The organism is Pararhizobium mangrovi, assembly GCF_006516965.1.
Taxonomy (GTDB): domain Bacteria; phylum Pseudomonadota; class Alphaproteobacteria; order Rhizobiales; family Rhizobiaceae; genus Pararhizobium_B; species Pararhizobium_B mangrovi.
On sequence record NZ_VHLH01000039.1, the window covers coordinates 1 to 24,112 of the forward strand.

Genomic DNA, 24,112 nt, shown 5'->3' on the forward strand with positions numbered 1-24,112 from the left:
CACCAGCCTCCCATCCGGCCAGAAGCTTGAATCAGAAAACAGCGGCAGACGGAATCCTGGACCGATTCACGAAGCTCGGATCACGCTCTAGAACCACGCTTAACCGCAAGCGCATTTCAATTCCAGTCTTCAGGCGAACCTCGACATGCTCCCGGTCAATTGCCTCTAAAAATCGTTCGTCTGCCATCTTCGCAGTGAACTCAGGCATGCCGTTAGCAGGCTGGAATTTCCAAGTTCTCGGTGTTCTCAACAGAACCGGCGAAATCAGGGTGACGTCAACGGTCTCTTCTATTGTTCTCTTTTGACCTTCGTTTACGGCATCATCCTGAAGATCCCACAATCCGCCGCGTTCAGCAAATTCGTTGCTCGGAATAATGATGGTGGGCTTGATGTTCGGGCTTTCGGATGCACCGACCCCTTTGATGCTAGGATCTTTCTCTAGAAGATTGAAAAAGTCCCTCCGCGGCGTGGCAACCGATGGCTTATTTGCCGTTTGCTCCGTCAATTCATCTAATCGCTCTCTATCTTCTTGGGATAGATTGACTACGTGGTCTCCAAAATAAAAGTCGTATGTCGGCACACCGGAAATTGGAACAAACACCGCCGCGGCGATGGCAAGCTTTCTTAATCGCGGATACTGGCCATATCCATCCTCAATACGCGCGGCATGTATTTCAAGCCATTCTAGTATAGTATTTAAACGGAGACTGCCTTCTTCGGCGTTTAGAAGATCAATCTTCACAGTCGCTTCAGGGTCAATCTCTCGTGCGGCGGCGCGCAGCGTTTCGACCCATTTTATCGCGGCCGCGGCAACGACTTCCAAATCGGCTTTTTCGCCATCCCTTAGATCGAAATAAAGGCTTAACGCGCCCGGTTCTGGCGGCGCAGATGTCATTAAGCTCTCTGTCATTTCCCCTCCTGCTGCCTTGGCCTCTTCCCCTTCAGCGACCGCGGCCGCTCTTCCTCCGAAGCGTCACTCCCTCCCCAAGCATTCGGTGAACCGGGCAGGGGTCATCGCGCGTCGTATTTCCCGACAACTCGATGACAGACCGGCCATTCCTTGCGGAACTCACTGTACTCCTTCAGCGGGTTGTACTGCTGAAGGTGCCATTCCTGATCGGTCCAGCCGTTCAATTGCTTGACGATCGCCTCAGACTCCTGGCCGTTCGGCGGTGTGTGGTAGAGTACATGGTTCTTCTGGCGCGCCGGCGGTAAGTGAGGGTTCACGAGCGCCGTGTCGCCAGGCCAGAACGCCGGCACCATGCTCTCGCCGGTCAGCAGCAGGCCGTAGCCGCCTTTGACGTTCTCGAGGATTGCCGGCCGCTTAACGTGGTCGATCGCATCGAAGGTGATGATGACGTGGCCTTCGCCGCCCATCGCTGCAGCATAGACCGGCAACATGGTGCGGCCCACGAGCTCCTTGCCCGGGATTGGGTCGGGTGTGAAAATGTCGCTGTGTTTCGTTGCGGACTTGGCAGCTACCGGCGGGGTGTCGCCAGTGCCGTTGTAAAGCCAATCCAGACTTACACCCGATAGCGAACTGATCGTCCGTAAATTCGCGCTGTCGATGCCGCCGCCGAGTTCCCAATTCCCGACAGCGCCGCGCGTGACGCCGTTTCCCACTCGTTTTGCAAACTCCTCTTGCGAGCGAATTTTCAAAACATCTTTGCGCACGTAGCGGATGCGCTTCCCGCGCTCTTTGTCTTTCGGCGGCTGGCTCATGCTGCAACCATGCAGGAAGAAAGGCGCGCTTTCACCGAAAGAGATGCTTGCAAAATATAGAAAGCTGTGCTTTCAAATGAAAGCATGGAAAACGCTCTTTGCATCGCGAAGCTGAAGGCGGGCGGTAACACCGGTCTCGCGAAAGCGCTCGGCAACATTTCACCTCAAGCGATCGGGCAATGGCGGCGCGTGCCGGCCGAGCGCGTACTGAATGTCGAGGCAGTTACGGGTATCTCACGCCACGAGCTAAGACCTGACATTTACGGTCCTTCCGAGACCGAGCAGGCGGTGTAGCAATGAGCAACCTCGCCGGCGATCATCTGCGATCTTTCATCGAGCGCATCGAACGCCTCGAGGAAGAGATCCGCGATCTGAACTCCGACAAGTCGGACATCTACAAGGAAGCCAAGGGGCAGGGCTTCGACGCGAAGATCATGCGCAAGGTCGTGGCGGCGCGAAAGCTCGACCCGAGCGAGCGCGACGAGAACGACGCGTTGTTCGACACCTACATGCACGCTCTCGGCCACGGCTCTCACGCGGGCGTGCCCGTGCACTCGCGAGAGGAAACGCCGGGGCACGACGCCGAGACAGGCGAAATCAAGGAATCGGACCCGGACTCGACATCCGGCCTCCACTCGTCCGCTGCGCACGAGCCCGATGAAAGCGCAGCACCCATTTCGACCGGCCCGCACCTTTCGGCGGTTCCCGGCGGCGAACCGAGCGTACCAACCCCCGATGCCGATGGCGCAAAAATGGCGAGCGGGTTCAGCGCTTGCCAGGCCGGGTCCGGCGAAATGCCGAAGACCGAAAGCATCCAATCGGAGGATGCCGCCACCAATCAGCCGGAAACGGCAACGAAGAGCGGAGTGGGACCGCTCCCCGGCGAAACCGTAGCCGAAGGCCCCCACAAAGCGGTGACTTCGCAGGGGGGAGAGAACCATGCACCTCAATTCGAAAACCCGCGCTGCCAGACGCCGGATGCCTGCCAGTACGCGCATTCCTACAACACCTGCCACGAATGCATCATGGCATGGGCGCAGCGGCCGAAGGATGAGCAATCTCGGCTCTGGCAGGAAGCCAAGGCGAAGGCGGTGCCGGCATGAGCAACATCCGCCTTAAGACAGCACTCGGCCATATCGACCGCGCCTACGCGCTCGACCTCATGCGCGATCGCGGCATGGATACCTACGACATCGCGGTGAAGATCGGAGCGACGGAAGGGGCGGTCTACCACGCGGTGAGCAGCGAGCGGACGAAGCGGCATCACGCTGCGCGCTCGGGGGAGGGTGCGTAGATGCCAGCGTATCGTTCCAGCGCCGAGGCCGAGATCCGCGAACCCGTCGTTGCGCGACTGCGGGAGATCATTCCGGGCTGCCGCATTATCCATGAGATCAACGCCTCGTCGTTCGGCAACCGCATCGACGTTCTCGTTGTTGGCGAAGACCGGATTGCCGCCGTCGAAATCAAAAGCGAGCGCGACAAGCTGGACCGGTTGCCGGATCAGGTGCGCGCGATGAAACGCGTTGCGCATCGGACTTTCGCTGCGGTTCATGAGAAGTTTTTGAAGGACGCCCATGGTCAAGCGTTCCCTCCGAAAGAAGCTCGCCATGCAACGGTTTGGGTTTACCCGCGAGTTGGTCGTGTGGGTCATGTTGATTGCGGCATCGATTGGCACGATCGGGACAAGTGGCTGAAGCGCAATCTTTGCCTGCCCTCCGATGCGATCTGGATGCTGTGGCGCGATGAGCTCCACGAAATCTGTCGTTCGATGGGCGTGCGTAGTGTTGCGAAGATGACGATGGAAGAGGCCATCGATTGCATCCGCTGGCACAAGAACGGCGCTGAAATCACCCGTCTCGTTTGCGCAACGCTCCGTGCGCGCAAGTGCGTCGAAGCCGACCCTGCGATTGTGGAAGAGCGGGCCGATGCAGAAAGTGCGGCGGTAGCATCGGCCCGCGCATCGGCTACCGACGAGGGTAGCAGCCGATGACATCAGAAATTCCAACAGCGCGCAGAGGCCCGATCCTCTCCTCTTTGCGCGCTTCTGCCGGCGGCGCGGAGGTCGTTTCCCTCCAGGCGGACCGCGCCGTCGGCGTTCAATCTCGCAATCAGTCTGTGCGCGGCAACGCCGATCGAAACGGCGGTCGAATTGTCGTTCGCAGGGCTGAGCAGGAACAACCCGCAATCCCAACCGAGACTAAGCTGGCAGGCGAACGGCTCGGCGGGATTATCGGGGTTCAAGGTCATGCTTCAGTCGCTCCGTCTAACACCTCGAAAGGTAACGACGGAGTGACCCATGAACGTGGGAGAACGAGCCAAGGGCTTGGAAAATTCAGCCGAGGCCGAAGAGCAGGGGACCGAGGTGTCTAGCGTAGAGACGGACGGCGATATCGCCGCAACCCTCATGGATCAGGTGATCGGGCAGCGCGGTATCCGCGAGCCGGTGAAGGCCATGTTGGAGCGTGCCTATCGGGATCTGAGCAGGCGAAGCCCTGAATGGACCAGGCGCCGCGTGCGTGCCGTCTTCAACCATGAAGCCAACCGGATCGAATACCGCGAGATCGAAGACATGCGCGCGGTGATCCAAGCGAGGGAGCGCCATGCGGCCTACCGGAAGGAAACCGCCCGTATTGCTCAGATGGCTGCCGTTCGAGAGGCGGCTCAAGATCGCTGAGTGGCTGCGGGAGAAAGCCGCCGGGCTGGCCGAATGGGTCTGTCCTGAGATTGCGCCTGTCGACGAGGAAGAACGATGACTGAGCGTATCTCGGCAGCCGAGGCACGAGCGCAAGCTGGCAAGCGTCGAAGCAAGTACGGTAACCGGCGCTGCGAACTCGACGGCATCCGCTTCGATAGCAAAGCCGAGCGCGACTACTACGCACGCCTCAAGCAGCGCGAGAAGGCCGGCGAGGTGGGCGGTGTCGAGCTACAGCGACCCTTCGCGATGATCGGCCCGGATGGGCGCTTGATCACGACCTACAAGGCCGACTTCGCTTTCTGGGACCATACGGCCGACCGCTTCCGCGTCATCGACGTGAAGGGCGTAGAGACGGCCGTCTTCAAGATCAAGCGCAAGATGATGCGCTCTTTCCACGGCATCGAAGTGGAGGTGGTCAAGGCATGACCGAACGTTTCCCAACCGACAATGAGCTGCAAAGCGCCTGGGACGACTACGTCTGCATGCGCGACGAGGCCGAGCGCACGCGAAACCTGAACGACGGCATTCTCGCCGGCAAGCTGTGGCGCCGTTTCGTCTACCTGTTCGCGGACCCCGACAAAGTTCTGGCGGACAACACCGTGGTTCAGATGCCGACGGTCGGTGACCGGCAAGCACGGGGGCGCGCATCATGAGCGATTGGTACAAGATGAACCCTGTCGATTGGAACGAGGGCACGAACACCCTCTCGCTCGAGCAAGAGGCGGCATACCTTCGTATCTGCAACGCGATCTATATCGCGGGCGGCGCTATCGCCAACAACCCGTTCGTGGTCGCAGGCCTTCTCCGCTGCAACGATCGGAAGGCAAAACGGCTCGTCAGCGAGCTTGTCGAGGCCGAGAAGATCACGATCGAAGACGGTTCGATTTCCAACCGACGTGCACTCGACGAGGTGTCGGCGCGCAGCCGGTTGTCAGCCGAACGCGAGTCGGCTGGCCGTCGGGGAGGCATCGAAAGTGGGAACGCTCGCCGTAAGTCTCTGAAAACAAACGAGCCGGATGAAGCAATTGCTTCAAGCAAAAGCGAACAGAGTAGAGAAGAGAAGAAGAGAGGAGAGGTAAAAGAAGAACCTAACGGTTCTTCCAAAAAGCGAGGATCAAGGTTGCCCGATGATTGGCACCCAGACATGGCCGTCGCGATCCGTGAAGGCTTGGAGCATTCCGACGCGCTGAGGGAGGCGGACAAGTTTCGGGACCACTGGGTAGGGCAGCCGGGCCAGCGGGGCGTGAAGGCCGATTGGCAAGCCACGTGGCGCAATTGGGTTCGAAAAGCTGTCGACTATCGGCGTAGCCGGATGCCTGACGAGCGCCGTCGGGAAGAGCGCAAGCGGCAGGACGAAGATGCCTGGGCGGGTGTGCTCTGATGGCGGATATCGTCGAGATCAAGCGCATGCTCGCCGATCGGGCGCAGGCCGTTGCGGAGATGCTGCTACCGGGCGGCCGGAAGGAAAGCCAGGAATGGCGGGCGGGTTCGACGGCCGGCGAGAAGGGCCAGTCCCTTGGGGTCCATCTCAGCGGCCCGAAGGCGGGCATCTGGCAGGACTTTGCCACCGATGAGGGGGGCGACCTCCTCGACCTCTGGATGGCGGTGAAGGGCGGCACGCTACTGGACGCTCTCAAGGACGCCTCGTCGTATCTCGGTGTCACGCATCCGGAGCCGTTCAAGGAACCGTCGAAGTCCTATCAGCGCCCCAAGCGGCCGGACTGCCGAAAGCCGGAAGCCAAGGTTCACGACTACCTTACCGTCGATCGCAATCTCCCCGGCTATGTGCTCGACGCCTACAAGATCGGCGAGCGCGGCGACGAGATCCTGTTCCCGTTCATCCTGCCAGACGGCGTGCTGGCGTTGGCGAAAGCACGCAAGGCGGAGGCGAAAGCTTCCCCGAAGCCAACCGCAGGCAACTGCGAGCCGATCCTTTTCGGGTGGCAAGCCGTGCCGGCGAACGCTCGAGAGATCATCATCACGGAAGGCGAGATCGACGCCATGTCGTGGGCGGCCTACGGGCATGCGGCGATGTCGGTCCCGTTCGGCGGCGGCAAGGGCGCCAAGCAGCAATGGATCGAGAACGAGTTCGACCGGCTTGCGCGGTTCGAAACGATCTATCTGTCGATGGACATGGACCCTACTGGCGAGGAGGCGGTCGCGGAGATCGTTTCTCGCTTGGGGCGCCATAGGTGCCGGGTTGTCGCGCTTCCGCTCAAGGACGCGAACGACTGCCTCGTCGAGGGCGTGACGCAAGCCGAGATGGACGATGCGCTGCGCACGGCCAAGACCATGGATCCCGAAGGGCTCCGGCGCGCCAGCGACTACCACGACAAGGTCGTACATCTGTTCTGGCCGGCCCATGAGGAGCGCGAGGGCTTCTCGACGCCGTACTCCAAGCTGATCGGGCGTCTGCATTTCCGGCCCGCCGAAATGACGCTGTGGAGCGGCGCCAGCGGATCCGGCAAGAGCCAGATGATTTCCGACTGCGTGCCGCATTGGGTGCGGGAGGGCAGCCGGGTTTGCGTCGCCAGTCTAGAGATGAAGGGCGAGCAGACTTTGCGCCGTATGGTCAAGCAGACGGGGGGCGTGGATCGGCCGACCGAGCCGTTCATCCGGCAGTGTCTCAACTACCTCGACCCCGGTCTCCTGATCTACGAGCGGGTCGGCAAGGCAGGCGTCCAGGCGCTCCTCGAAGTGTTCGAGTACGCCCGCGCAAAGTACGCCTGCGACCAGTTCGTCATCGACAGCCTCATGCGCATGGGCGTCGCGTCAGACGACTATGTCGGCCAGGAAAAGGCGGTGTTCCAGATCGTCGATTGGGCGGTCGAGAAGGCCGTCCACGTTCATCTCGTCGCTCATGCCCGCAAAGGTGAGAAGGGCGGCGGCGCTCCTTCCCTCGAAGACGTCAAAGGCGCATCGGAGATCGGCTCCAACGCTTTCAATATTCTCACGATCTGGCGCGATCGGCAGCGTGAAGAGGATATCCGCAAAGGCGGCGAGGGCGCAGACGAAAGCGACAAGCCCGGCGTCATCGTCAACGTCGCCAAGCAGCGCAACGGCGACTTCGAAGGCAAGGTCGGCCTGTGGTTCGACCAGGACACCTACCAATACCAATCGACACCCGACAAAGCGCAATGGCGCCGCAGCTTCATCGGGCGCGGGCAACAGGAAAGGGTCGCGTGATGGATACCCAGATTGAACCCCCGACATGCCCATGCTGCGGCAAGCCGGTCGACAAGGTCGAGGTTGAGGCTTTGGAAGACGCGCCACTCTCGTACACCCGCAAGTCGATCGTCCGCCGGCTGATCTCGGCATATCCGCGGATGGTCTCTGCCGAAACGCTGATGAACGCGATGTATGGCGGCGCACGGGAGCCGGAGAACGCCCGCTTGAGCCTGGCGGTCACGATGACGGCCATCCGCAAGATCCTTCGTCCGCACGGCTGGACCATTTCGCGATCTAAGGGCGGGCAGGCGAACAAGGGGTATTTCAAGCTCGAGCGCACAGATGCCGAAGCGGAGGCCGCATGAACCAGGCAGAGGCATACGCCGAGCCGGTCCACGGTGGGTATCGAGGATGGTTCCGCCTGTCATGGCGCAGCGAGCATTTCGTGGTGCGCACGCGCGCGGATGGCGACGAGGTGCGGTTCCGGTCGGCGGCAGAGGCGGAATGCGCGGCGTGGCGTGTCATGCGGAAGATCGAGGAGCGGGCGATGGTGCGCAGCGGTCCGAAGGCGGGTTCGGAGCGATCGGCAGCGGAAGCGCTGTTTGCCGAGCCGATCGTCAAACAGCGCGGCGCGACAAAGCATGTGGCGGTGGAACGAAGGAAGGCGAGGGCATGACGGATCAAACTGAAATTCCGACGTGGTACGTGGCCCGCACCCGGCCGATCGGGATGCGCGAGGCCGCAGAGGATAAGCGCTTCTTTCGCGTCGAGCGGGATCTGATGGAAGCTGGCTTCGACTTCTACCTGCCCATGGAGGTGTGGGACCAGGTTCACCACCGATCCAAGAAGCTGATGCAGAAGCGCCGGCCCCTCGTGCATGGCTACGTGTTCCTCGCGAACGTTCAGAATTTCTGGGCGCTGTCCGAGGTGAAGACGATCGGCGGCATCATCGGTGTGCAGGGCCGCCCGCTCACCATGGCAGACGCAGAGGTCGAGATCATTCGGCAGGCGGAAACGGCGATCTTCAACGAGCTCGCCCTGCAGCGGATACAGCGGCGCGCGGACAAGGATCGCCTGACGCAGAAGCGGCTTTCGAAGCACTTCCCGCACGGCACGCCGATCGAGATCACCGACGGCTTCCTGAAGGGCGAGGCGGGTCGTGTCATCCGCACTACCGGCCGGCGCACGGTGCAGATCGCCCTCGACCGTCTCGCCAATCTGGGAACAATCGAACTCAATGTTGACGGAATGCAGCGCGTCGCGTAGTTTGTCACGCAACTGATTTGCAGGCGATCACAGGGTGTTCTGCAGCGGACAAGCTCCCGCCGGCCCTTCGCGGAGAGTTTTCGCCACTCCGCACATGGCGGTTTATGTCTTCAGAAAATTCAGTCAGCGCCAGACAGGCGACGGCAAAGAGATCGGGAAGCGGCGCAGTGAACGCGCTGAGGTGACATTAAGGCGGGCCTTGTGGTCACGTACAGAGGCCGCCCTTGGGGGTTGCGACCCATCTTCCCGACCATATCGAGACGGCGCATTACCCGGAGTGATATTCGGAGAAGCGAAAGGCGAGGCTCGTGCGGTCAAGCATTCCGTCTCGACCACAAGCCGCACAATGCGGCGTAGAGGTGCGTTGTGTGTAGCGAATGGATCATTGACGGCGAATATTGCGACTGCGGGGCGGACCTCGTCCGTGTTCTCGGCGAGGCGCAGGCGCGGTACGTGAACACGCTCCATGAGATGGAGACGCCAGATGGTTATTTGTCCGATGCCGAAGTCGCTGAAAATTGCCTTTGCCACGTTGACCGTCAACGAGTTGCCGAGGTGACCGGCCGGAGTGGTTGGTATTGGGATTCAGGCGACCTCGCCATCGTTCCGCACGATGAGCCAAACTCCCTCACCTTATCCACTGCCCAGCGTAGTGGCCGCATAGCGTGAGGTGGGGGACGGAATGGCTGTTGGTTTGACCGATGGTCATTCATCGTTTCAATCCACCCACTGCCCGTCACCAGTGTAACGGCGCGGTAGGTCAGCGTGGGACTTCTTTTCGTTTTCTGCAAAGAATTCGAACTAGTGCACGGCTTGCACGAGTTGCGCTCGTCGGGTTCAGGCTCGGCGAGCTTCGCACATCACGAGTGCAACCATGCTGAAGCAAGCGTCATGAGGGCGCTAACGAAGATGCCGACAACAGACCACGCCATTCGGCGCGATTGAACGCGCATCTCTCTGACCGCATCTTTCTGCGCCTGGATCGCTTCTTTTTGCAGACGGTACGCGTCGCGTTGTGCTTCGTAAGACTGTATCTGGCACAGAAGCAGTTTTTGCTGCTGATGAAACGTCCGCCGCTTTATCTCAATGTCTCGCTCGTAAGAAGCTTGCGATCCCGGCTGTTCTCCTGGCGTTCGAAAAATTTCATCGTCAGATTTGTCTGTCCAAAATGACATTTTCTGGTGCCTACCCTCAAATTGAGCGTCTCAAGACGTTTGACCACGCGCCCATCAAGAGCAAGAGCGCCCGTCGGGCTGTCCACTTCGTCGGCTTCCGCGGCGACGAGTACCTGAGCGCCTGCCGTGTATGGGGTGAGCCCGACTTCATCCACCGCGGATGGGATAAGCGAGCGCAGCGCGAGATCGCTGACATTGACACGGTGGTCTTCGCCAGCGGCCCGCATGATCAGGCGCCGCGCGATCGCAGCTACGACGACATTCGCGAGTAGGAGCAAGAGCCATGATCGGCAAGCACCTCATCAACCACGACGGGTCTGTATCCGGCACCGTGGACAAGATCGCGGTATCGCCGGATGACCGGCTGATGGTTCGGATCTCTGACGCCTGGTTCTTCTTCGACGAGACGCGAGAGGGTGCGGCGTTCCTCGGCTGATCAGCCAGCCTTTTCGATCGCCTCGACCATCCGAGCACGCCAGTCGCCGCCGCCCGCCTTGAACCGCTCCACGACACGAGGATCCAAGCGCAGGGTAACGGCAGCCTTTGGGTGCGCCTTCTTCGGCCGGCCGCGCGAGCGCTGAATGCTTTCGTGCAGATCGGGCAGCGCTTCCTTGAAGGACTTCGCCTCCTTCATGCGATCCTCGGTGATCGGCGGGTTGTCGGACACCTCGTCCCAGTCGGCCTTGGTGTAGCCTTTTTCGGCGGCATCCTCCGCCTTGAACCGAATAGCCATCAGATCAGGCTCCTTTCATCCTTGCTGGCCGGGCGCATGGAGATCACCGAAAGCGCTTCCGAGCCGAGGGTAACGAAGATCACGACGACCGTGCCGTCGGCGAGGTGGCCGATCGCCTGAAGCCGACCGCGCTTTGCCGGCAGGATCACGGCTTCCTCGAAGAACTCGACGGTGAGCGACGCGAAGTCCAAGCCGTGCTTGGTAATGTTGGCCCGGCGCTTCGGTTCGTCCCATACGATCATCATGTATTATTCGTACACGGAAAACATGGGCGTGTCGATAATAATCGTACACGGAAATAGGGAATAGCATGGCGCTCAACGACAAACAGCGCCCTTTGCCGTCTGCGGAATTGGTCGAAGATCTCGAGCCGCGCTTTGAGCCGTCGTCCGAATTGCTCGCATGGGCGCGATCGACTTTTATCGGGGACGACGCCCCGCTCCACAATCCTGAACACGGCCACCTACTGGATGCGTCGATCGGGATCCTCTGGACGAACGTGGAGCATGCGAAGAACGGCCGGCGGATTGTCGGTCAGTGCGAGCTCGGCACGCCGCGGGCTATGGGGAAGTGGGCAAAGGCTCGCGCGGAACAGCAGATCACGGAATGGTTCGGCGAGGTCCCGGACTTCATCCTGACGTTCCACGCTCACTACGCCGGCCAGGTTGATGACGCATCGTTCTGCGCATTGGTTGAGCATGAGCTTTACCACGCTGCGCAGGATGTCGATGCGTTCGGAATGCCTAAGTTCAGGCAGAACGGTCTACCGGCCTTCGTCATCCGCGGTCATGACGTCGAGGAGTTCGTCGGCGTGGTGCGCAGATATGGTTCAGAGGCGACCGGCGTGCAGCGGATGGTCGACGCGGCGAACGCGCGGCCCGAAGTCGCGCGCGCCGATATCGCTCATGCTTGCGGGACGTGCCACCTTAAGGTTGTATGACCGGCTAGCCGCATGAAAATTCGACATCTACCGAATTCGATACTCTGCCGTCCCGAGCCAGTTCGGCCCACGCGCTTAAGAATTCATCGTTAGCGTGGCGGATTGCGGGAACGGTCGCGACTTTAAAAACTAAGTGCCACCGTTCGGAAGATCGCTGGTCGAGCTTTACGAGCGTCCCCGATTTCACACGTTTTCTGATCACTTCCTTCACAACGTCATCCTCAAACATATCGCGAGTTTCCTATCCAATTAAACCTGACCGGAGCCTGACACACATATGGCAAAAGGCAAACTGCCAGACGCGGTCAGAACCTTCATCGTCCAAAGTCTCGCATGCTTCGATACGCCTTCGACTGTGGTTGCTGCGGTCAGGAGCGAATTCGATCACGAGGTGACCCGCCAGACGGTCGAGGGCTACGACCCCACCAAGCGGGCGGGACAAGGCGTTTCTGAGAAGTGGCGCACGCTCTTCGAAGAGACGCGTAAAGCTTTCATCGAGAATACGGCGCAGATCGGCATCAGCCACAAGGCGGTTCGGCTTCGCGCTCTTCAGCGGATGGCGGAGAAGGCAGAGCAACGCGGGAACATGCCGCTGGCCGCGTCTCTGCTCGAGCAGGCGGCGAAGGAAGTCGGGGAGGCTTACACGAACCGGCACAAGCTGGAGCATTCCGGCCCGAACGGCGGCCCGATCCAGACCGAGGAGACGCGCGCCCGTGACATCATCGCTGGCAAGCTCGCTCGCCTCACTGCCGGAAGCGGAACGCCAGGCGGTTCTGGCGAGCCTGAGTGACGAACAGGCACAGGAGCTTCTGTGGGACTGGCGTTTCTGGGCGCGGCCGAACCAGATAGCACCGAGTGGCGACTGGCTGACATGGCTCGCGCTCGCCGGCCGTGGTTTCGGCAAGACGGAGGCAGGAGCGCAATGGGTGCGCGAGCGGGTGGCGCAGGGTCATCGCAGCATCGCTCTTGTCGCGGAGACGCAGAAGGACCTCGAGGAAGTCATGGTGGCGCGGATCATTGCGATCCATCCGCCAAAGGAAGCCCCGACGGTTCGATACAAGCCGGTGCGGCTGACGTGGCCGAACGGCGCGATCGCGCTGGGCTACAACGGGACCGAGCCGAACCAGCTGCGCGGTCCGGAGTTCGATACCGCCTGGGTCGATGAGCTGGCGAAGTATCGCTACGCCCGCGAGACCTGGGACATGTTGCAGTTCACGATGCGCGCCGGCGAGGATCCGCGCGTCTTCGTCACCACGACGCCGCGGCCCATTCCGGTGCTCAGGGAGATCATCAAGGACGCGACGACGGTCATCTCTCGCGGCTCGACGTTCGACAATGCCGGGAACTTGCCGGCGCAGTTCCTCGCCAAGCTCAAAACCCGGTACGAAGGCACAAGGCTCGGTCGCCAAGAGCTGAACGCCGAAGTCCTCGACGATGTGCCCGGGGCGCTGTGGACCCGGGGCATGATCGACGCGGCGCGAGCTAATGTGGTCGTGCCCGACATGCAGCGCATCGTCGTCGCGATCGACCCCAGCGGTACGGGCGGCGACGAGGACAACGGCGACAGCATCGGCATCGTGGTCGCGGGCCAGGGCATTGACGGGCTCGGCTACATTCTTGCGGATCGGTCATGCAAGCTTTCGCCGGACGGCTGGGGCAGGCGGGCCGTTGCCGCCTATCACGAGTTCGGCGCGGACCGGATCATCGCGGAACGGAACTACGGCGGCGCCATGGTCGAGCATGTCATTCGAACGATCGACCGGCGGGTGTCGTATCGCGAGGTAGTTGCCAGCCGCGGCAAGGTCGTTCGGGCCGAACCAGTGGCCGCGCTCTACGAGCAGAACCGCGTGAGGCATGTCGCAGCCGATCTCGAAGCGCTCGAAGATCAGATGTGCTCCATGACCGGCGACGGTTTCCTGGGCGACGGATCGCCTGATCGTCTCGACGCGGGAGTATGGGCGCTGACGGACCTGATGCTTCTCGATGCCGGCTACGACATGATTTCGGCCGTGGGGTAACGCATGAACTTCGCTGACACCTTCCGCGGTCTCGTCAACAAGATGTCGGGGCTCGGCGGCGAGCGGGACAAGGGCGCGCAGGGCGAATGGGCCTTTCAACCCCTCGACCGTCTGCAGATCGAGAACGCGTATCGCTCGAACTGGATGGTGCGCAAAGCCGTCGACATTCCCGCCTTCGACATGCTGCGCGAGGGCTGGACGTGGAAGGCCGACGAGGAGGTGGTCGGCAAGATCGAGGCGGAGGAAAAACGCCTGAACGTCGTCGGCCGCATCCGTGAGGCGCTGAAATACGCCCGTCTGTTTGGTGGCGCCGCGCTGCTCGTATCGGATGGCACGGGAGACTATTCGCGGCCGCTGGAACCGCGTCGTGTCGGCAAGGGCGGCATCCAGTTCCTCAAGGTGATCGACCGCTATCACCTGCAGTCGGGCGAGATCGAGACCGACCCGTTGGCGGCGAACTACCTGGAGCCGAAATTCTACCATCTGAGCGGCACGTCGCGTGGCCTGGTGATCATCCATCCCTAGCGCGTCATTCGCTTCGTCGGCGCTGAACTGCCGACCGATTGGGATCAGCTTGTCGATCGGTGGGGCGACAGCGTGCTCGACGCGATCGAGATCGCCATTCGCGACGCGACGGCTGGGCAGCAGGGTATCGCCGCGCTCGTGCAGGAGGCCAAGGTCGACGTCTTTCGCATCGAAGGCTTCATGCGGAACATCCGCGACGAGACCTACAAGCGCTCGATCGAGGATCGGTTCTCGCTGGCCAATCGGCTGAAGTCCACGACGAACGCCCTCGTGCTCGACAAGGAAGACGAGTACCAGCAGAAGACGGTGAACTTCGCGCAGCTCCCCGAGGTGCAGCGCCTACAGCTTCAGATCGTCTCCGGGGCGGCCGATATTCCGGCCACTCGGTTCCTGGGCCAGTCGCCGACCGGGTTGAACTCGACCGGCGAGGGCGACGAGAAGAACTACTACCAGCGCATCGGGGCCGAGCAGGAGCTGACGCTGCGTGAGCCGCTGGACAAGCTCTTCGCCCTGACGGTGCGCTCGGCCCTTGGCAACTACCCGGCCGATCTGTGGTGGTCGTTCCGCCCGCTCTGGCAGATGAGCGAGAAGGAGCGGGCCGAGATCTTTAAGCGGAAGGCCGATGCGGTTCGTGCGCTTGCCGGCACCAACACGCAGCCGCCGCTCTTGCCGATCGAGGCTCTGTCCAAGGCGACGGAGAACATGCTCGAGGAAGACGGCACGCTCGTCGGGGTCGCGCAGGCGGTCGAGGAGTATGGCGGGTTGGATGAGGGCGAGCCGGACGACGACGATCAGCAGGCGGCGCTACCGCCGGCCGATCAATGACTATTCAGGGGCCAGAATGGCGAAGTAGCGGCTTGCTGCCAAGTTCGGACCGATGCTCGTCGGAAACCCATATAGCCCATTCTGAAGTGCCGAAGGTGGCGCCTTGAAGTTCTGTGGTTGTCTTCAAACTTTCTACGAGAAGAAAGCTGCCGCTAGGACTGCCGCCACGACGGCTCCGATCTCGGCCAAGCCTTAAGCCCGTACCCGCTCTCCCGAACGCGACTACGCCCGGTTGATTGAACCCGGTTTCACCACAATCAAGCGATGCGGGTTCCGGGATTTCGAAGACCCATTCGGCTCCATACGAGAGGCATTCGACCACGTCGCGAATAGTGATGAGGTGAGGCCCGTTGTCATCACCGTGTTCTTCTAAGACTGCGAGTAAGACCTCCTCGCCGTTGCCCATAAGTTTGATTGCGAGAACGGGGCAATTATCCAATTCAATTACGACAAGGGTGCCGACCTTCACCTCTTCGAGAACGCTGCCGGTAAAACGCTGAAGTAGCTTCATCGGAGACCTCCTTTGATTGCGCGCGATTGATCGCAGCATATCGAAACAGCAACGGCAAGTTGCGCTGAAGGAAATTCAGGACATCGCCATGAACTTCACCGACGCGACGGAGCTGTCCGGCGTGCGAACGACGGCTGACGGCTATCTGATCGCCGACTCCTACGCGCTGCGCACCGGCATCCAGACCTATCTCGGCAGCGAGGTGGGTCGCGACGATCTCGACCAGGTGGCGGTCTATCGGCCCGAGGAAGAGGTGTTCTCGACCGATAGCCTCGCCTCGCTCTCGCACGCGCCGATCACGGACGACCATCCCGACGGCGGTGTGAACTCGGAAACCTGGGCCGGGCTCGGCAAGGGCGAGGTCAGCTCCGACGTGCTGCGCGACGGCAACCGCCTGCGCATCCCGCTCATCGTGAAGGACAAGGCGACCGTCCAGAAGGTGCAGGCCGGTAAGCGCCAGCTTTCCGCCGGCTATACCGCATCGCTCGTCTGGGGCGATGGCGTGACACCGGAAGGCGAGCCCTATCAGGCCAAGCAGACCGGCATTCGTTTCAACCACCTGGCGATCGTCGACAAGGCGCGCGCCGGTGACGACTTCCGCATCGGCGACGGTGCGGCTGACCGCGGCAAGGGCCGCACCCGATGGGGCGCTGCCCCGCTTAACCACCACGACCACGAACCGAAAGGACACGACATGACCATGTCGACTGTGGTGCTGGGCGACAAGGCGGTGCAGGTCGCCGCCACGGATGCCCCGGCAATCGAAGCCTTCAAGACGGATGCGGCCCGAAAGATGGCCGACGCCGAGAAGGCGCATTCCGACGCGATCGCCGCAAAGGACAAGGAACTCGCCGACCGGGATACGAAGATCGAGGGGTTGGAGAAGAAGGTTCTCTCCGACGAAGACCTCGACAAGCGCGTGAAGGATCGCGCGCAGCTCATCTCCGACGCGCGGAAGATCGACCCGAACGTGAAGGTGTCCGGCGTTTCGGATGGTGACATTCGCAAGGCCGTCGTCGCTTCGAAGCTCGGCCAGAAGTGGGTCGATGATCGTTCCGAGGCCTACATCGAGGCGCGCTTCGACGGCCTTCTGGATACGGCCGACACCGGCAACTCCGATCCGCTCCGGGATACCGGCCCGGTCCACGCAAACGACGGCGGTTCGTCCGGCTGGAACGACAGCGTTTTCCAGTCCGCCGGCGTCGCCCTGAAGAAGGAGGGCTGATCCATGGCCGAGATCCTGAAGGAAGCCAAGCACAACGCCGACTTCATCGTTTCCGAGGCAAACGGCTATCGCTCGCGCGAGACCGGCAGCATCGCCGGCGGTGACGATGGCGTGAGGCCCGGTACGATCGTCTCGGTATCGAGCGGCACCTATTCGCCCGTCGCCGTCGACGGCACGGCCGCGGGCATCCTCTACGAGGGCGTGCCCGCCGGCGAGACCGTGGACCGCACCTTCGTCGTGCGGGACGCGGAAGTGAGCGGCGCCGATCTGGTCTATCCGGACGGTGCCACCGACACCCAGAAAGCGACGCTGAAGGCGGGTCTCAACTCGCTCGGCATCGCCGTTCGATAAGGAGGGCCGACAACATGGCTTCCATGGACGTTTTCAAGTCGTCGGCCTTCTCAATGATCTCCCTTACCGGGGCGATCCAGAAGGTCGACTATGTGCCGCAGATGCTCGGCCAAATGGGCATCTTCGAGCCGATGCCGGTGCGTACGACGAAGCTCTTCGTCGATCGCCGTGACGGTATGCTCGCCCTGATCCCCTCGACACCGACCGGTGCGCCGCCCGTCGAGCTCGAGAAGGATCTGCGCGATGCCGTGGCGCTTCAGACGACCCGGCTCGCGAAGGGCTTCACGCTCTACGCCGAAGAGATCCAGAACATCCGGGCGTTCGGCTCCGAGACGGAGTTCATGCAGGTGCAGGCCGAATACCTTCGCCGCATGCAGCGCGTCCGCACCGATATGGAGCTCACCCACGAGTACCATCGCCTCGGCGCGCTGAAGGGCCTCCTGCTCGATGCTGATGGCTCGACGGTCATCTACGACTACTTCGACGCCTTCGACGTGACGAAGCCCGACCCGATCGACTTCGCGCTCGACACGGCCACGACGGACGTACGCAAGAAGTGCCAGGATCTCACTCGGTCCATGGCCCGATCCTCGCGCGGTACGTTCACGCCTGCGACCACGGTGCACGCTCTGGCGGGCGACGACTTTTACGACGCGCTGATCTCGCATCCGAGTGTCGAGAAGACCTACCTGAACTGGTCGGCAGCGACCGATTTACGGGACAACAAGGCCTTCGGCGCCTTCACCTTCGGCGGGGTGACCTTCCACAACTATCGTGGCACGGACGACAACGAGACCGTCGCGGTTGATCCCGATCAGGCCGAGTTCTTCCCGGTCGGCGCCAGCGGGGTGTTCAAGAAGGCGATGGCTCCGCTCGAGGCCATGCAGTACGTCAACACGCCCGGTCAGGACGTCTACGCGATGAACGTCATGGATCGTGATCGCAACTTCTGGACGCGCGGCGAGCTCTACTCGAACCCGCTGTACTTCTGCCAGCGGCCCGAAGTCCTGCGCACCGGCACGGCCTGACGCGGCTAGGGGAGGGGTTCGCCCTCTCCGTCCCCTCATCGGAGAATGAGACCATGACCAAGTTCAAGATCACGAACAACGACCATCGGGCGCGCGCGTTCAACACGGCCGGCGGTTACGCGAAGGTCGAGCCGGGCAAGACCGAGACGATCGACGTCAAGGGCGGCCTGAGCGACACCTTCATCGCGGCGCAGGCGCTCAAGGGCGTGAAGATCACGCAGACGGGCGGCGGCGAGAAGGCAGCGAAAGCGTCTGAACCTGCCGATACCTACACCGTCACCGACAAGGGCTCCGGCTGGTACGTCGTCACGGACAAGGATGGCAAGGAAGTCACGAAGTCCATGCACGAGAATGCCGTGAAGGGGTTCGCGGACATGGATGCGGACAAGCAGGCCGCTTTCGTTCAGGCGAACGCTGTCGCCGAATAACTGCAAAACGCCCCATCCTCTCCGTGCGGGGTTCCGGTGCATCCCACGGCATAACGCGGTTGCTGACGATGGCTGGGGCGGGCGCTTCGCCGAGCGTTCATTTGTGGCCGAAGCAACCGAAACGATCGGGTAGCGGCGCAGGCCGGCAATGAGGCCGGAAACGTGCGCACCCGATCGCACCGACTAATTCCAGACCCAAGGCAGTAATTCCGCCCCACCAAACACAGCGAAGGCGAGAATGCAGAGCCATAGAAAAAATTTCTGTCCCGGCGTCATCTGTTACCTCATAGCGGTTTCGTCCGCAGTTTCTCATATAGCTTGGAAAGTTGGAAATGGCGGGTTACGGCACCAACGAAGGCTTCGCCGCTTGGCTGGCCGATAACGGCTACGCGATGCCCGATAGCGCGCCGGCGCCGGGTGTGCTGCGGCAGCGTGCGAGCGTCTACGTTGATGGCCTCTACTACGATCGGTTCCCCGGTCGTCCGGCAGGTGGTGCTGCGCAGGATCGGCAGTGGCCACGTGCCGTCGCCGTGGATCGCTACGGCCACGCCCTCGACGACGTCACCGTGCCGCAGCGCGTGATCGACGCCAGCTATCAGGCGGCGTGGATCGAGGCGCAGAACCCCGGCACGCTCGCCACGACCTACACGCCGGGCCAGAACAAGGTGCTTACCGAGGTGAAGGGCATCAAGTGGGAGGTGGTCGGTAACGCCAACGCCGATCGTGCCATGGTGCCGGTATCGACCGCGGTCGAAGCGTTGCTCGCGCCGATCCTGACGCCGGCGAACATTCCGGCGGTGCTCGTCGTCTGATGGCCGAAGACTGGAACGCCATTGCCGCCGAAGTCGAGGGCGCGCTGAAAGAGGTCGGCAACTGGCCGGTAACGCTGCGCTACGTCACGAAGGTCGAGGGCGGCGATCCGTACGACCCGGACAGTGGGACGGCCACGCCGCACTACGTCACGCTCTACGCTGTGCAGGGCTACGAGCAGGTTCGCGATCAGTCCGGCACGCTTGTCGGGCAGACGAAGCGCACTCTGACCGTGGATGCCACATCGGGCACGGTGCCGGGAAAGGGCATGAGCGTGGCACTTGGCGTGACGGCCGGTGACGCGAACGCGGCGAGCGCTTGGATCGAGATCTCTGCGGTTCGTCCGCTGGCGCCGGCCGGAACCGCAGTGCTGTATGAACTGGACATCGCGCTCTGATGGCACGGCTTTCGGATAAGGAACTGATCCGGCGGCTGCTGGCGAAGTACCAACCCGATGTGCGATCGGCCTTCCTCGACGCTATCCAAGAGATCCAGGACAATGTCGTTCTTAAAGTCGTCGTCGAGCGCCTTGAACGACACGACATCGACGGGGCTTTAGGGGCGATGAAGATCGAGCCCGAGGCTTTTGGCAAGGTCGAACGGTCAATCGAGGGCGCGTACAATGGCGGCGGCCAGGCATTCGTCGAGAACCTGCCCCGCCTGACGGATCCAAGTGGCGATCGCGTCGTGTGGCGCTTCGGGGTGCGTGACACCATGGGCGAGCAGAAGCTCCGCGCCAGCCTGAACAACCTGACCACGCATCTCACCGCCGATATGAAAGAGGTCGCTCGCACGCGCTTTAGTGAAGGTTTGGCGGCGGGTCGTAACCCCACCCAGACCGCAGTGGACGTAATCGGCCGCATGAACCGCGTTACCGGAAAGCGCGAGGGCGGAGTGATCGGGCTCAGCAGGCCGCAGGAACGATACGTTGCGTCGGCACGGGCCGAACTGGGGTCGGGCAATCCGAAGGCTCTGGAGCGCTACCTGGGCCGGAAGCGGCGGGATAAGCGGTTCGACCGCACGATCCGAAAGGCGATCCGGGAAAAGAAGCCGATTCCGAAGCACCTCGTTGACAAGATTACGAACCGCTATTCGGACGGCTTGCTTAAGCTTCGAGGTGACGCAATCGGCCTGAACGAAACGCTGAGCGCGACAGCCACAAGCCGCAAGGAAGCGATGCGCCAGCAGATCGAAAACGGCAAGGTCGACGCGCGGGACGTCACGAAGACGTGGCACCATTCTCCCGAAGAACACCCGCGACTGAACCATCTGGCGCTCGAAGGGCAAACGATTGGCTTCCATGAGAATTTCAACGTCGCGCCCGGTGTCATGATGGACCATCCGCACGACCCGGATGCGCCGCCGCACGAGACGAACTTCTGCAAGTGCCGCGTGGAGTATCGGATCAACGCCATCGACGCGCTGGTGAGGAGGATGAAGCAGGATGGCTAGCAGGCAGAGCTTTTCCGCCCAGGTCGATGATTGGGTGCGCAAGACCAAAGGCGCGACGAAGGCTGTCTACACCGAGTCGGTTCAGGACGTGATCGAAGAGGCGCAGACGAACGCGCCGGTCGACACGAGCTTTCTCGTCAATTCGCTGCACATTTCGACTGAGGCGATGCCGCCGATCAAGGAAGACGCGCAGCCGGAAAAGGACAAGACCTACGTCAAGCCGGAGATCAGCGCTTCGATCGTCGGGGCTGGTTACGGCAGCACTCTCTATGTGGGCTATACCGCAGCCTATTCGTTGCGCATCGAAAACGGCTTCGATGGTGTGGACTCTCTAGGTCGGTACTATCGGCAGGCGCCGCAGAAGTTCGTCGGGCGCGCGGTTCAAAACTGGAATGGCATCGTTCAGCGCAATATTCGCCGGCTTTCGGCGAAGGTGGCGTTCAGCTGAGCGTATCGTCGCCGCCGTTGCGCTGCTTTTCAAGCCGCGACAATGCCGCATAGGGGCCGACCAAAGCGATCCGTAGCGCCTCCCGGCCGGCATCGGTTTCGGCCTTCGGCTTCCACTCGACCAGCTGCCGCATGATCTCGTGCAAACGCATCTCAACGTCATCGTCGGTCAGTGGGCGTTCATCGGCCATGAGCAAGGGGTAGCACATGGCTCTCTACGCAGACACGGAAATTCTGTCCGCACTGCTTTCGCATGTCGCTGGTCTGGATCTTGAGCCGGCGCTATCAATCGCTTGGCCGAACACACAGTTCCCCCCATCGGGTGAGGCTCTCCCGGCTAGCTATCTGCGCGTGGACGTTGTCCCGAACCGCAATCAGAACCCATGGCTTGCCGACGATGACGAGACCTGGCACCGCGGCCTTCTGGTGTTGGCTGTAAGCTTTCAGGAGGGGCGCGGCGCGATCACGCCCTCGAAGGTGGCAGGTGCGATCGCCGATCACTTCGCGATGGGCACGCAGCTCCGCCGTAGCGGCCTGATCATTGAAATCTACGAGCAGCCGTCCGTCGGCGGCGGCGACTGGAACCCCGACAGCAACCGGTACGAGATGCAGGTCACCATGCGGTGGCAGTGCTTCGTGCCATTCGATTTCCCTCAGAAAGGAGCCTGACCATGGCAAGGACCAACAAGGGCCGCAAGTTCTTCATCGCGGTCGAAACCGAGGGCGGCACCAAGCCCGTTCGGAAGCCCACCGACCTATCGCAGGAAGAGTACGAGGCGCTGGCGTGGACCGAGGTCAAGCACGTTGGCAACATCGGCCAGACCGGCGACGATACGAACGTCGTGAACTACGACGAGCTCGCGACCGAGGTCACGCAGAAGAACAAGGGCATCACCAACGCCGGCGATCCGACCATCGAATGCGCCCGCACATCTTCCGATCCCGGCCAGCAGGCCATGCGCGCCGCCGCGAAGACAGGCGCCTACTATGCGTTCAAGGCCGTCGACAAGGACGCGCCGGAAGCCGGCGGCACGGGCTCGACCTACTACAACCGGGGCCTCGTCACCGGCCCCATGCGGCCCAACGGCGGCAACGAGGACTTCATCCTCGAGCAGTTCAAACTCGGCCTGGTCCAGAGCGAGATCGTGGTCGACCCCAAGCCCGCATCCGGCTCGTAAAGGAGGCCTGATTTATGGACGTTTCCAACCTCGTCAACTACGAGCACCATTACCCGCTCGAGCTCGTGCACCCCGTCACCGAGGAGAAGATCGGCATCACCGTGCAGATCCGCTCCGTCGAAAGCGACGAGGCAAAGCGAGTGCTCCGCAAGCAGCTCGACAAGCTCTACGAGCGCCGGCAGCGAGGCAAGATGATCAAGGGCAGCGCCGAGATCGATCGTGAGGTCGAGAAGGTCGCCGCCTGCATCGCCGGATGGGACTGGGGCGATAACACCTGGCATGGTGAGAAGCCCGAGTTCTCGACGGAGAAGGCTACCGAAATTCCGCATTCGGAAGGCTGGATTTTCGGCCAGGTCAATGAGGCGGCCAACGACATCTCGAATTTTACGCCGGCCTCGGCGACGAGCTCCGGGAAGCGGTCCGTCTGACGGTCCGCTACGAGACGCAGGACCATAATGGGGAAACGCGCCGGCAGCGCAACGAGCGCTTCGGCATCGACAGTCCCGACGCGGTTGTGCCGGACGAGGGCGCGTTCCTCTGGGACACGTTCTGGTCAATGAACGGGCTTCGTTCGCAAGGCATGAACGGTCCCGACGCCATTCGGCCGCACGACATGCGCGGCTGGGCGGACCTGACGGGCACGATCATCCGACGCGCGGAGTACGGCATCCTGCTCGACATGGATGCGGTCTATCGGTCGGCGGTCGGCGACGAGATGGCGGCGAATGAGGCGCGACGGGAAACGGAGCAGGGCTGATGATCCGCCGCCGCTGACGTCTGGCGGGTTCAAGGCGATGTTTGGGAAGGGCGAATGAGGCGCGAAGGCAGGCGGAAAAGGGCGGCTACGCAGGCTCAAGCTCTTCAATGCTGTCGAGGTCGTCCTTCTTCGCCGCCGCCTCGACCTTGAGGTCGTAGCTAGTCTGCATGTTCATCCAGAACTCGGGCGTCGTGCGGAAGAACCGGGCGAGACGAAGAGCGGTATCGGTTGTGACCGGGGTATCCTCTTTGACCAGTCGCTCAATGCGGGTACGCGGTACGCCAAGACGCTTTGCCAGCGCGCCGGCGCTCATGCCGAGCGGAACGAGGTATTCCTCGCGAAGGATTTCGCCAGGGTGAACGGGCGGTAGAATACTGAGTGCCATGACAACCTCCTTGTTGTTTCTCGGCGCAGGATCAGCATTGGAATCTAGTGGTAGTCGGCGATCTCCACGTTTTCGGCACCGGCGTCGGTCCAGACGAAGCAGACGCGCCATTGGTCGTTGATACGGATCGAATGCTGGCCTTCGCGGTCGCCATGCAGGGCTTCGAGCCGGTTGCCCGGCGGTGAACGAAGATCGTCGAGAACCATCGCAGCGTCGATCATCGTCAGCTTGCGGACCGCGCCCTTGACTAGATCAGCCGGGAAGCCTTTCGGGCATTTGCCCTTGGCGACCGTCTCGGTGGTCTTGTCTTTGAAGGAACGGATCATTGCTTGCCTCTCTATGTATGTATCATGCCATGATACGTTGGAGAGATCAAGCGGAATGTATCATTCTGTGATACAAAAGGGGGAGGGTGGCTTAACTGCCGTCTAGCTTAGGGACTCGACAGCAGTGGGATGCATGCCCTTAAGTCA

At 61.8% G+C, this 24,112-nt stretch carries 36 protein-coding genes and 2 pseudogenes; 29 read left to right on the top strand and 9 right to left on the bottom strand.

Annotated features, from left to right (window positions below; genetic code table 11):
- Nucleotides 1-31: 31 nt before the first annotated feature.
- Both FJU11_RS16455 and FJU11_RS18665 read right to left on the bottom strand, forming a co-directional pair.
- Nucleotides 32-910 carry a hypothetical protein gene (locus FJU11_RS16455; RefSeq protein WP_141168173.1) on the bottom strand — a complete coding sequence of 293 codons (879 nt, stop codon included), beginning with the start codon at nucleotides 908-910 and terminating at the stop codon, nucleotides 32-34.
- A gap of 101 nt (nucleotides 911-1,011) precedes the next feature.
- The gene (locus FJU11_RS18665; protein ID WP_141168174.1) at nucleotides 1,012-1,722 is read right to left on the bottom strand and encodes an XRE family transcriptional regulator; all 711 of its coding nucleotides are present in this window, start codon (nucleotides 1,720-1,722) and stop codon (nucleotides 1,012-1,014) included.
- Nucleotides 1,723-1,806: 84 nt separating this feature from the next.
- Here FJU11_RS18665 and FJU11_RS16465 point away from each other — a divergent pair, with 84 nt between their 5' ends.
- The 4 genes and pseudogenes from FJU11_RS16465 (at nucleotide 1,807) to FJU11_RS16480 (ending at nucleotide 3,712) form a co-directional block, all read left to right on the top strand.
- Nucleotides 1,807-2,016, top strand: a complete 210-nt coding sequence (locus FJU11_RS16465; RefSeq protein ID WP_141168175.1) for a transcriptional regulator — start codon at nucleotides 1,807-1,809, stop codon at nucleotides 2,014-2,016.
- 2 nt (nucleotides 2,017-2,018) lie between these two features.
- Nucleotides 2,019-2,246 (top strand): annotated as a pseudogene (locus FJU11_RS18670) (DUF2312 domain-containing protein); the annotation flags it as partial.
- 575 nt (nucleotides 2,247-2,821) lie between these two features.
- Nucleotides 2,822-3,016 carry a hypothetical protein gene (locus tag FJU11_RS16475; protein ID WP_141168177.1) on the top strand — a complete coding sequence of 65 codons (195 nt, stop codon included), beginning with the start codon at nucleotides 2,822-2,824 and terminating at the stop codon, nucleotides 3,014-3,016.
- Nucleotides 3,017-3,712: an NERD domain-containing protein gene (locus FJU11_RS16480; protein ID WP_181408224.1), complete on the top strand. Its 696-nt coding sequence runs from the start codon at nucleotides 3,017-3,019 to the stop codon at nucleotides 3,710-3,712. It begins immediately after the preceding gene.
- Nucleotides 3,713-3,714: 2 nt separating this feature from the next.
- Here FJU11_RS16480 and FJU11_RS16485 read toward each other — a convergent pair whose 3' ends face one another.
- Nucleotides 3,715-3,969, bottom strand: a complete 255-nt coding sequence (locus FJU11_RS16485) for a hypothetical protein (RefSeq protein ID WP_141168178.1) — start codon at nucleotides 3,967-3,969, stop codon at nucleotides 3,715-3,717.
- Nucleotides 3,970-4,018: 49 nt separating this feature from the next.
- Between FJU11_RS16485 and FJU11_RS16490 the strand changes: the two genes are divergently transcribed.
- The 9 genes from FJU11_RS16490 to FJU11_RS18415 all read left to right on the top strand — a co-directional run bounded on the left by FJU11_RS16490 (nucleotide 4,019) and on the right by FJU11_RS18415 (nucleotide 10,462).
- Nucleotides 4,019-4,396, top strand: coding sequence for a hypothetical protein (locus FJU11_RS16490; protein ID WP_141168179.1), 378 nt, complete (start codon nucleotides 4,019-4,021; stop codon nucleotides 4,394-4,396).
- 75 nt (nucleotides 4,397-4,471) lie between these two features.
- Nucleotides 4,472-4,843, top strand: a complete 372-nt coding sequence (locus FJU11_RS16495; protein ID WP_141168180.1) for a DUF1064 domain-containing protein — start codon at nucleotides 4,472-4,474, stop codon at nucleotides 4,841-4,843.
- A complete protein-coding gene (locus FJU11_RS16500; protein ID WP_141168181.1) occupies nucleotides 4,840-5,070 on the top strand; it encodes a hypothetical protein in 231 nt (76 codons plus the stop codon). Before FJU11_RS16495 ends, FJU11_RS16500 begins: the two co-directional genes overlap by 4 nt.
- The gene (locus tag FJU11_RS16505) at nucleotides 5,067-5,798 is read left to right on the top strand and encodes a DUF1376 domain-containing protein (protein ID WP_141168182.1); all 732 of its coding nucleotides are present in this window, start codon (nucleotides 5,067-5,069) and stop codon (nucleotides 5,796-5,798) included. The genes FJU11_RS16500 and FJU11_RS16505 overlap by 4 nt, the downstream gene beginning before the upstream one ends.
- Complete coding sequence (locus FJU11_RS16510) at nucleotides 5,798-7,603, top strand: AAA family ATPase (RefSeq protein WP_141168183.1); 1,806 nt, start codon at nucleotides 5,798-5,800, stop codon at nucleotides 7,601-7,603. The genes FJU11_RS16505 and FJU11_RS16510 overlap by 1 nt, the downstream gene beginning before the upstream one ends.
- Entirely contained in the window at nucleotides 7,603-7,950 is a 348-nt protein-coding gene (locus FJU11_RS16515) for a hypothetical protein (RefSeq protein ID WP_141168184.1), read from the top strand. The genes FJU11_RS16510 and FJU11_RS16515 overlap by 1 nt, the downstream gene beginning before the upstream one ends.
- Nucleotides 7,951-8,011: 61 nt before the next feature.
- Nucleotides 8,012-8,851: a transcription termination/antitermination NusG family protein gene (locus FJU11_RS16520; RefSeq protein WP_181408225.1), complete on the top strand. Its 840-nt coding sequence runs from the start codon at nucleotides 8,012-8,014 to the stop codon at nucleotides 8,849-8,851.
- Nucleotides 8,852-9,866: 1,015 nt separating this feature from the next.
- Entirely contained in the window at nucleotides 9,867-10,298 is a 432-nt protein-coding gene (locus FJU11_RS18675; protein ID WP_235891083.1) for a hypothetical protein, read from the top strand.
- An 11-nt stretch (nucleotides 10,299-10,309) separates the two neighbouring features.
- Nucleotides 10,310-10,462, top strand: a complete 153-nt coding sequence (locus tag FJU11_RS18415; protein ID WP_181408226.1) for a hypothetical protein — start codon at nucleotides 10,310-10,312, stop codon at nucleotides 10,460-10,462.
- Here the strand turns inward: FJU11_RS18415 and FJU11_RS16530 are convergent, their stop codons facing one another.
- Together FJU11_RS16530 and FJU11_RS16535 are read right to left on the bottom strand one after the other, a co-directional pair.
- Complete coding sequence (locus tag FJU11_RS16530; RefSeq protein WP_141168186.1) at nucleotides 10,463-10,759, bottom strand: BrnA antitoxin family protein; 297 nt, start codon at nucleotides 10,757-10,759, stop codon at nucleotides 10,463-10,465.
- Nucleotides 10,759-11,004: a BrnT family toxin gene (locus FJU11_RS16535; RefSeq protein ID WP_141168187.1), complete on the bottom strand. Its 246-nt coding sequence runs from the start codon at nucleotides 11,002-11,004 to the stop codon at nucleotides 10,759-10,761. Before FJU11_RS16535 ends, FJU11_RS16530 begins: the two co-directional genes overlap by 1 nt.
- Nucleotides 11,005-11,069: 65 nt before the next feature.
- Between FJU11_RS16535 and FJU11_RS16540 the strand changes: the two genes are divergently transcribed.
- The 4 genes and pseudogenes from FJU11_RS16540 to FJU11_RS16560 all read left to right on the top strand — a co-directional run bounded on the left by FJU11_RS16540 (nucleotide 11,070) and on the right by FJU11_RS16560 (nucleotide 15,067).
- On the top strand, nucleotides 11,070-11,699 hold the full coding sequence (locus FJU11_RS16540; protein WP_141168188.1) for a putative metallopeptidase: 630 nt from the start codon (nucleotides 11,070-11,072) through the stop codon (nucleotides 11,697-11,699).
- Between the two features lie 277 nt (nucleotides 11,700-11,976).
- On the top strand, nucleotides 11,977-12,489 hold the full coding sequence (locus FJU11_RS16545; protein ID WP_141168189.1) for a DUF2280 domain-containing protein: 513 nt from the start codon (nucleotides 11,977-11,979) through the stop codon (nucleotides 12,487-12,489).
- Complete coding sequence (locus FJU11_RS16550) at nucleotides 12,413-13,717, top strand: DNA-packaging protein (protein ID WP_210242906.1); 1,305 nt, start codon at nucleotides 12,413-12,415, stop codon at nucleotides 13,715-13,717. Before FJU11_RS16545 ends, FJU11_RS16550 begins: the two co-directional genes overlap by 77 nt.
- 42 nt (nucleotides 13,718-13,759) lie before the next feature.
- A pseudogene (locus tag FJU11_RS16560) lies at nucleotides 13,760-15,067 on the top strand (DUF1073 domain-containing protein).
- Between the two features lie 4 nt (nucleotides 15,068-15,071).
- Here FJU11_RS16560 and FJU11_RS16565 read toward each other — a convergent pair.
- The gene (locus FJU11_RS16565; RefSeq protein ID WP_141168192.1) at nucleotides 15,072-15,578 is read right to left on the bottom strand and encodes a hypothetical protein; all 507 of its coding nucleotides are present in this window, start codon (nucleotides 15,576-15,578) and stop codon (nucleotides 15,072-15,074) included.
- Nucleotides 15,579-15,666: 88 nt separating this feature from the next.
- Between FJU11_RS16565 and FJU11_RS16570 the strand changes: the two genes are divergently transcribed.
- The 8 genes from FJU11_RS16570 (at nucleotide 15,667) to FJU11_RS16605 (ending at nucleotide 21,320) form a co-directional block, all read left to right on the top strand.
- Nucleotides 15,667-16,803, top strand: a complete 1,137-nt coding sequence (locus FJU11_RS16570; protein ID WP_141168193.1) for a DUF2213 domain-containing protein — start codon at nucleotides 15,667-15,669, stop codon at nucleotides 16,801-16,803.
- 3 nt (nucleotides 16,804-16,806) lie between these two features.
- Nucleotides 16,807-17,154, top strand: a complete 348-nt coding sequence (locus FJU11_RS16575) for a head decoration protein (RefSeq protein WP_141168194.1) — start codon at nucleotides 16,807-16,809, stop codon at nucleotides 17,152-17,154.
- A gap of 14 nt (nucleotides 17,155-17,168) precedes the next feature.
- The gene (locus FJU11_RS16580; protein WP_141168195.1) at nucleotides 17,169-18,182 is read left to right on the top strand and encodes a major capsid protein; all 1,014 of its coding nucleotides are present in this window, start codon (nucleotides 17,169-17,171) and stop codon (nucleotides 18,180-18,182) included.
- A 53-nt stretch (nucleotides 18,183-18,235) separates the two neighbouring features.
- Complete coding sequence (locus FJU11_RS16585) at nucleotides 18,236-18,610, top strand: hypothetical protein (RefSeq protein WP_141168196.1); 375 nt, start codon at nucleotides 18,236-18,238, stop codon at nucleotides 18,608-18,610.
- Between the two features lie 332 nt (nucleotides 18,611-18,942).
- Nucleotides 18,943-19,422 (top strand): DnaT-like ssDNA-binding protein, encoded by a 480-nt coding sequence (locus tag FJU11_RS16590; RefSeq protein WP_141168197.1) that lies wholly within the window; start codon nucleotides 18,943-18,945, stop codon nucleotides 19,420-19,422.
- Nucleotides 19,422-19,817, top strand: coding sequence for a hypothetical protein (locus FJU11_RS16595; protein ID WP_141168198.1), 396 nt, complete (start codon nucleotides 19,422-19,424; stop codon nucleotides 19,815-19,817). Before FJU11_RS16590 ends, FJU11_RS16595 begins: the two co-directional genes overlap by 1 nt.
- Entirely contained in the window at nucleotides 19,817-20,872 is a 1,056-nt protein-coding gene (locus tag FJU11_RS16600; RefSeq protein WP_141168199.1) for a head morphogenesis protein, read from the top strand. The genes FJU11_RS16595 and FJU11_RS16600 overlap by 1 nt, the downstream gene beginning before the upstream one ends.
- Nucleotides 20,865-21,320: an HK97 gp10 family phage protein gene (locus tag FJU11_RS16605; RefSeq protein WP_141168200.1), complete on the top strand. Its 456-nt coding sequence runs from the start codon at nucleotides 20,865-20,867 to the stop codon at nucleotides 21,318-21,320. The genes FJU11_RS16600 and FJU11_RS16605 overlap by 8 nt, the downstream gene beginning before the upstream one ends.
- On the opposite strand, the gene FJU11_RS16610 is transcribed toward FJU11_RS16605, so the two are convergent.
- A complete protein-coding gene (locus FJU11_RS16610) occupies nucleotides 21,313-21,510 on the bottom strand; it encodes a hypothetical protein (protein WP_141168201.1) in 198 nt (65 codons plus the stop codon). The two genes, FJU11_RS16605 and FJU11_RS16610, sit on opposite strands and share 8 nt — an antisense overlap.
- 16 nt (nucleotides 21,511-21,526) lie before the next feature.
- On the opposite strand from FJU11_RS16610, the gene FJU11_RS16615 reads away from it, so the two are divergent.
- The 4 genes from FJU11_RS16615 to FJU11_RS16630 all read left to right on the top strand — a co-directional run bounded on the left by FJU11_RS16615 (nucleotide 21,527) and on the right by FJU11_RS16630 (nucleotide 23,254).
- Nucleotides 21,527-21,988, top strand: a complete 462-nt coding sequence (locus FJU11_RS16615; protein ID WP_141168202.1) for a phage tail terminator-like protein — start codon at nucleotides 21,527-21,529, stop codon at nucleotides 21,986-21,988.
- A gap of 2 nt (nucleotides 21,989-21,990) precedes the next feature.
- The gene (locus tag FJU11_RS16620) at nucleotides 21,991-22,497 is read left to right on the top strand and encodes a phage tail tube protein (protein ID WP_141168203.1); all 507 of its coding nucleotides are present in this window, start codon (nucleotides 21,991-21,993) and stop codon (nucleotides 22,495-22,497) included.
- Between the two features lie 14 nt (nucleotides 22,498-22,511).
- Nucleotides 22,512-22,925 carry a hypothetical protein gene (locus FJU11_RS16625; RefSeq protein WP_141168204.1) on the top strand — a complete coding sequence of 138 codons (414 nt, stop codon included), beginning with the start codon at nucleotides 22,512-22,514 and terminating at the stop codon, nucleotides 22,923-22,925.
- Between the two features lie 86 nt (nucleotides 22,926-23,011).
- Nucleotides 23,012-23,254, top strand: coding sequence for a phage tail assembly chaperone (locus tag FJU11_RS16630; RefSeq protein ID WP_456320053.1), 243 nt, complete (start codon nucleotides 23,012-23,014; stop codon nucleotides 23,252-23,254).
- Between the two features lie 85 nt (nucleotides 23,255-23,339).
- Here the strand turns inward: FJU11_RS16630 and FJU11_RS16635 are convergent, their stop codons facing one another.
- Nucleotides 23,340-23,639, bottom strand: a complete 300-nt coding sequence (locus FJU11_RS16635) for a HigA family addiction module antitoxin (RefSeq protein WP_141168206.1) — start codon at nucleotides 23,637-23,639, stop codon at nucleotides 23,340-23,342.
- A 44-nt stretch (nucleotides 23,640-23,683) separates the two neighbouring features.
- Complete coding sequence (locus tag FJU11_RS16640) at nucleotides 23,684-23,965, bottom strand: type II toxin-antitoxin system RelE/ParE family toxin (RefSeq protein ID WP_141168207.1); 282 nt, start codon at nucleotides 23,963-23,965, stop codon at nucleotides 23,684-23,686.
- Nucleotides 23,966-24,112 lie beyond the last annotated feature (147 nt).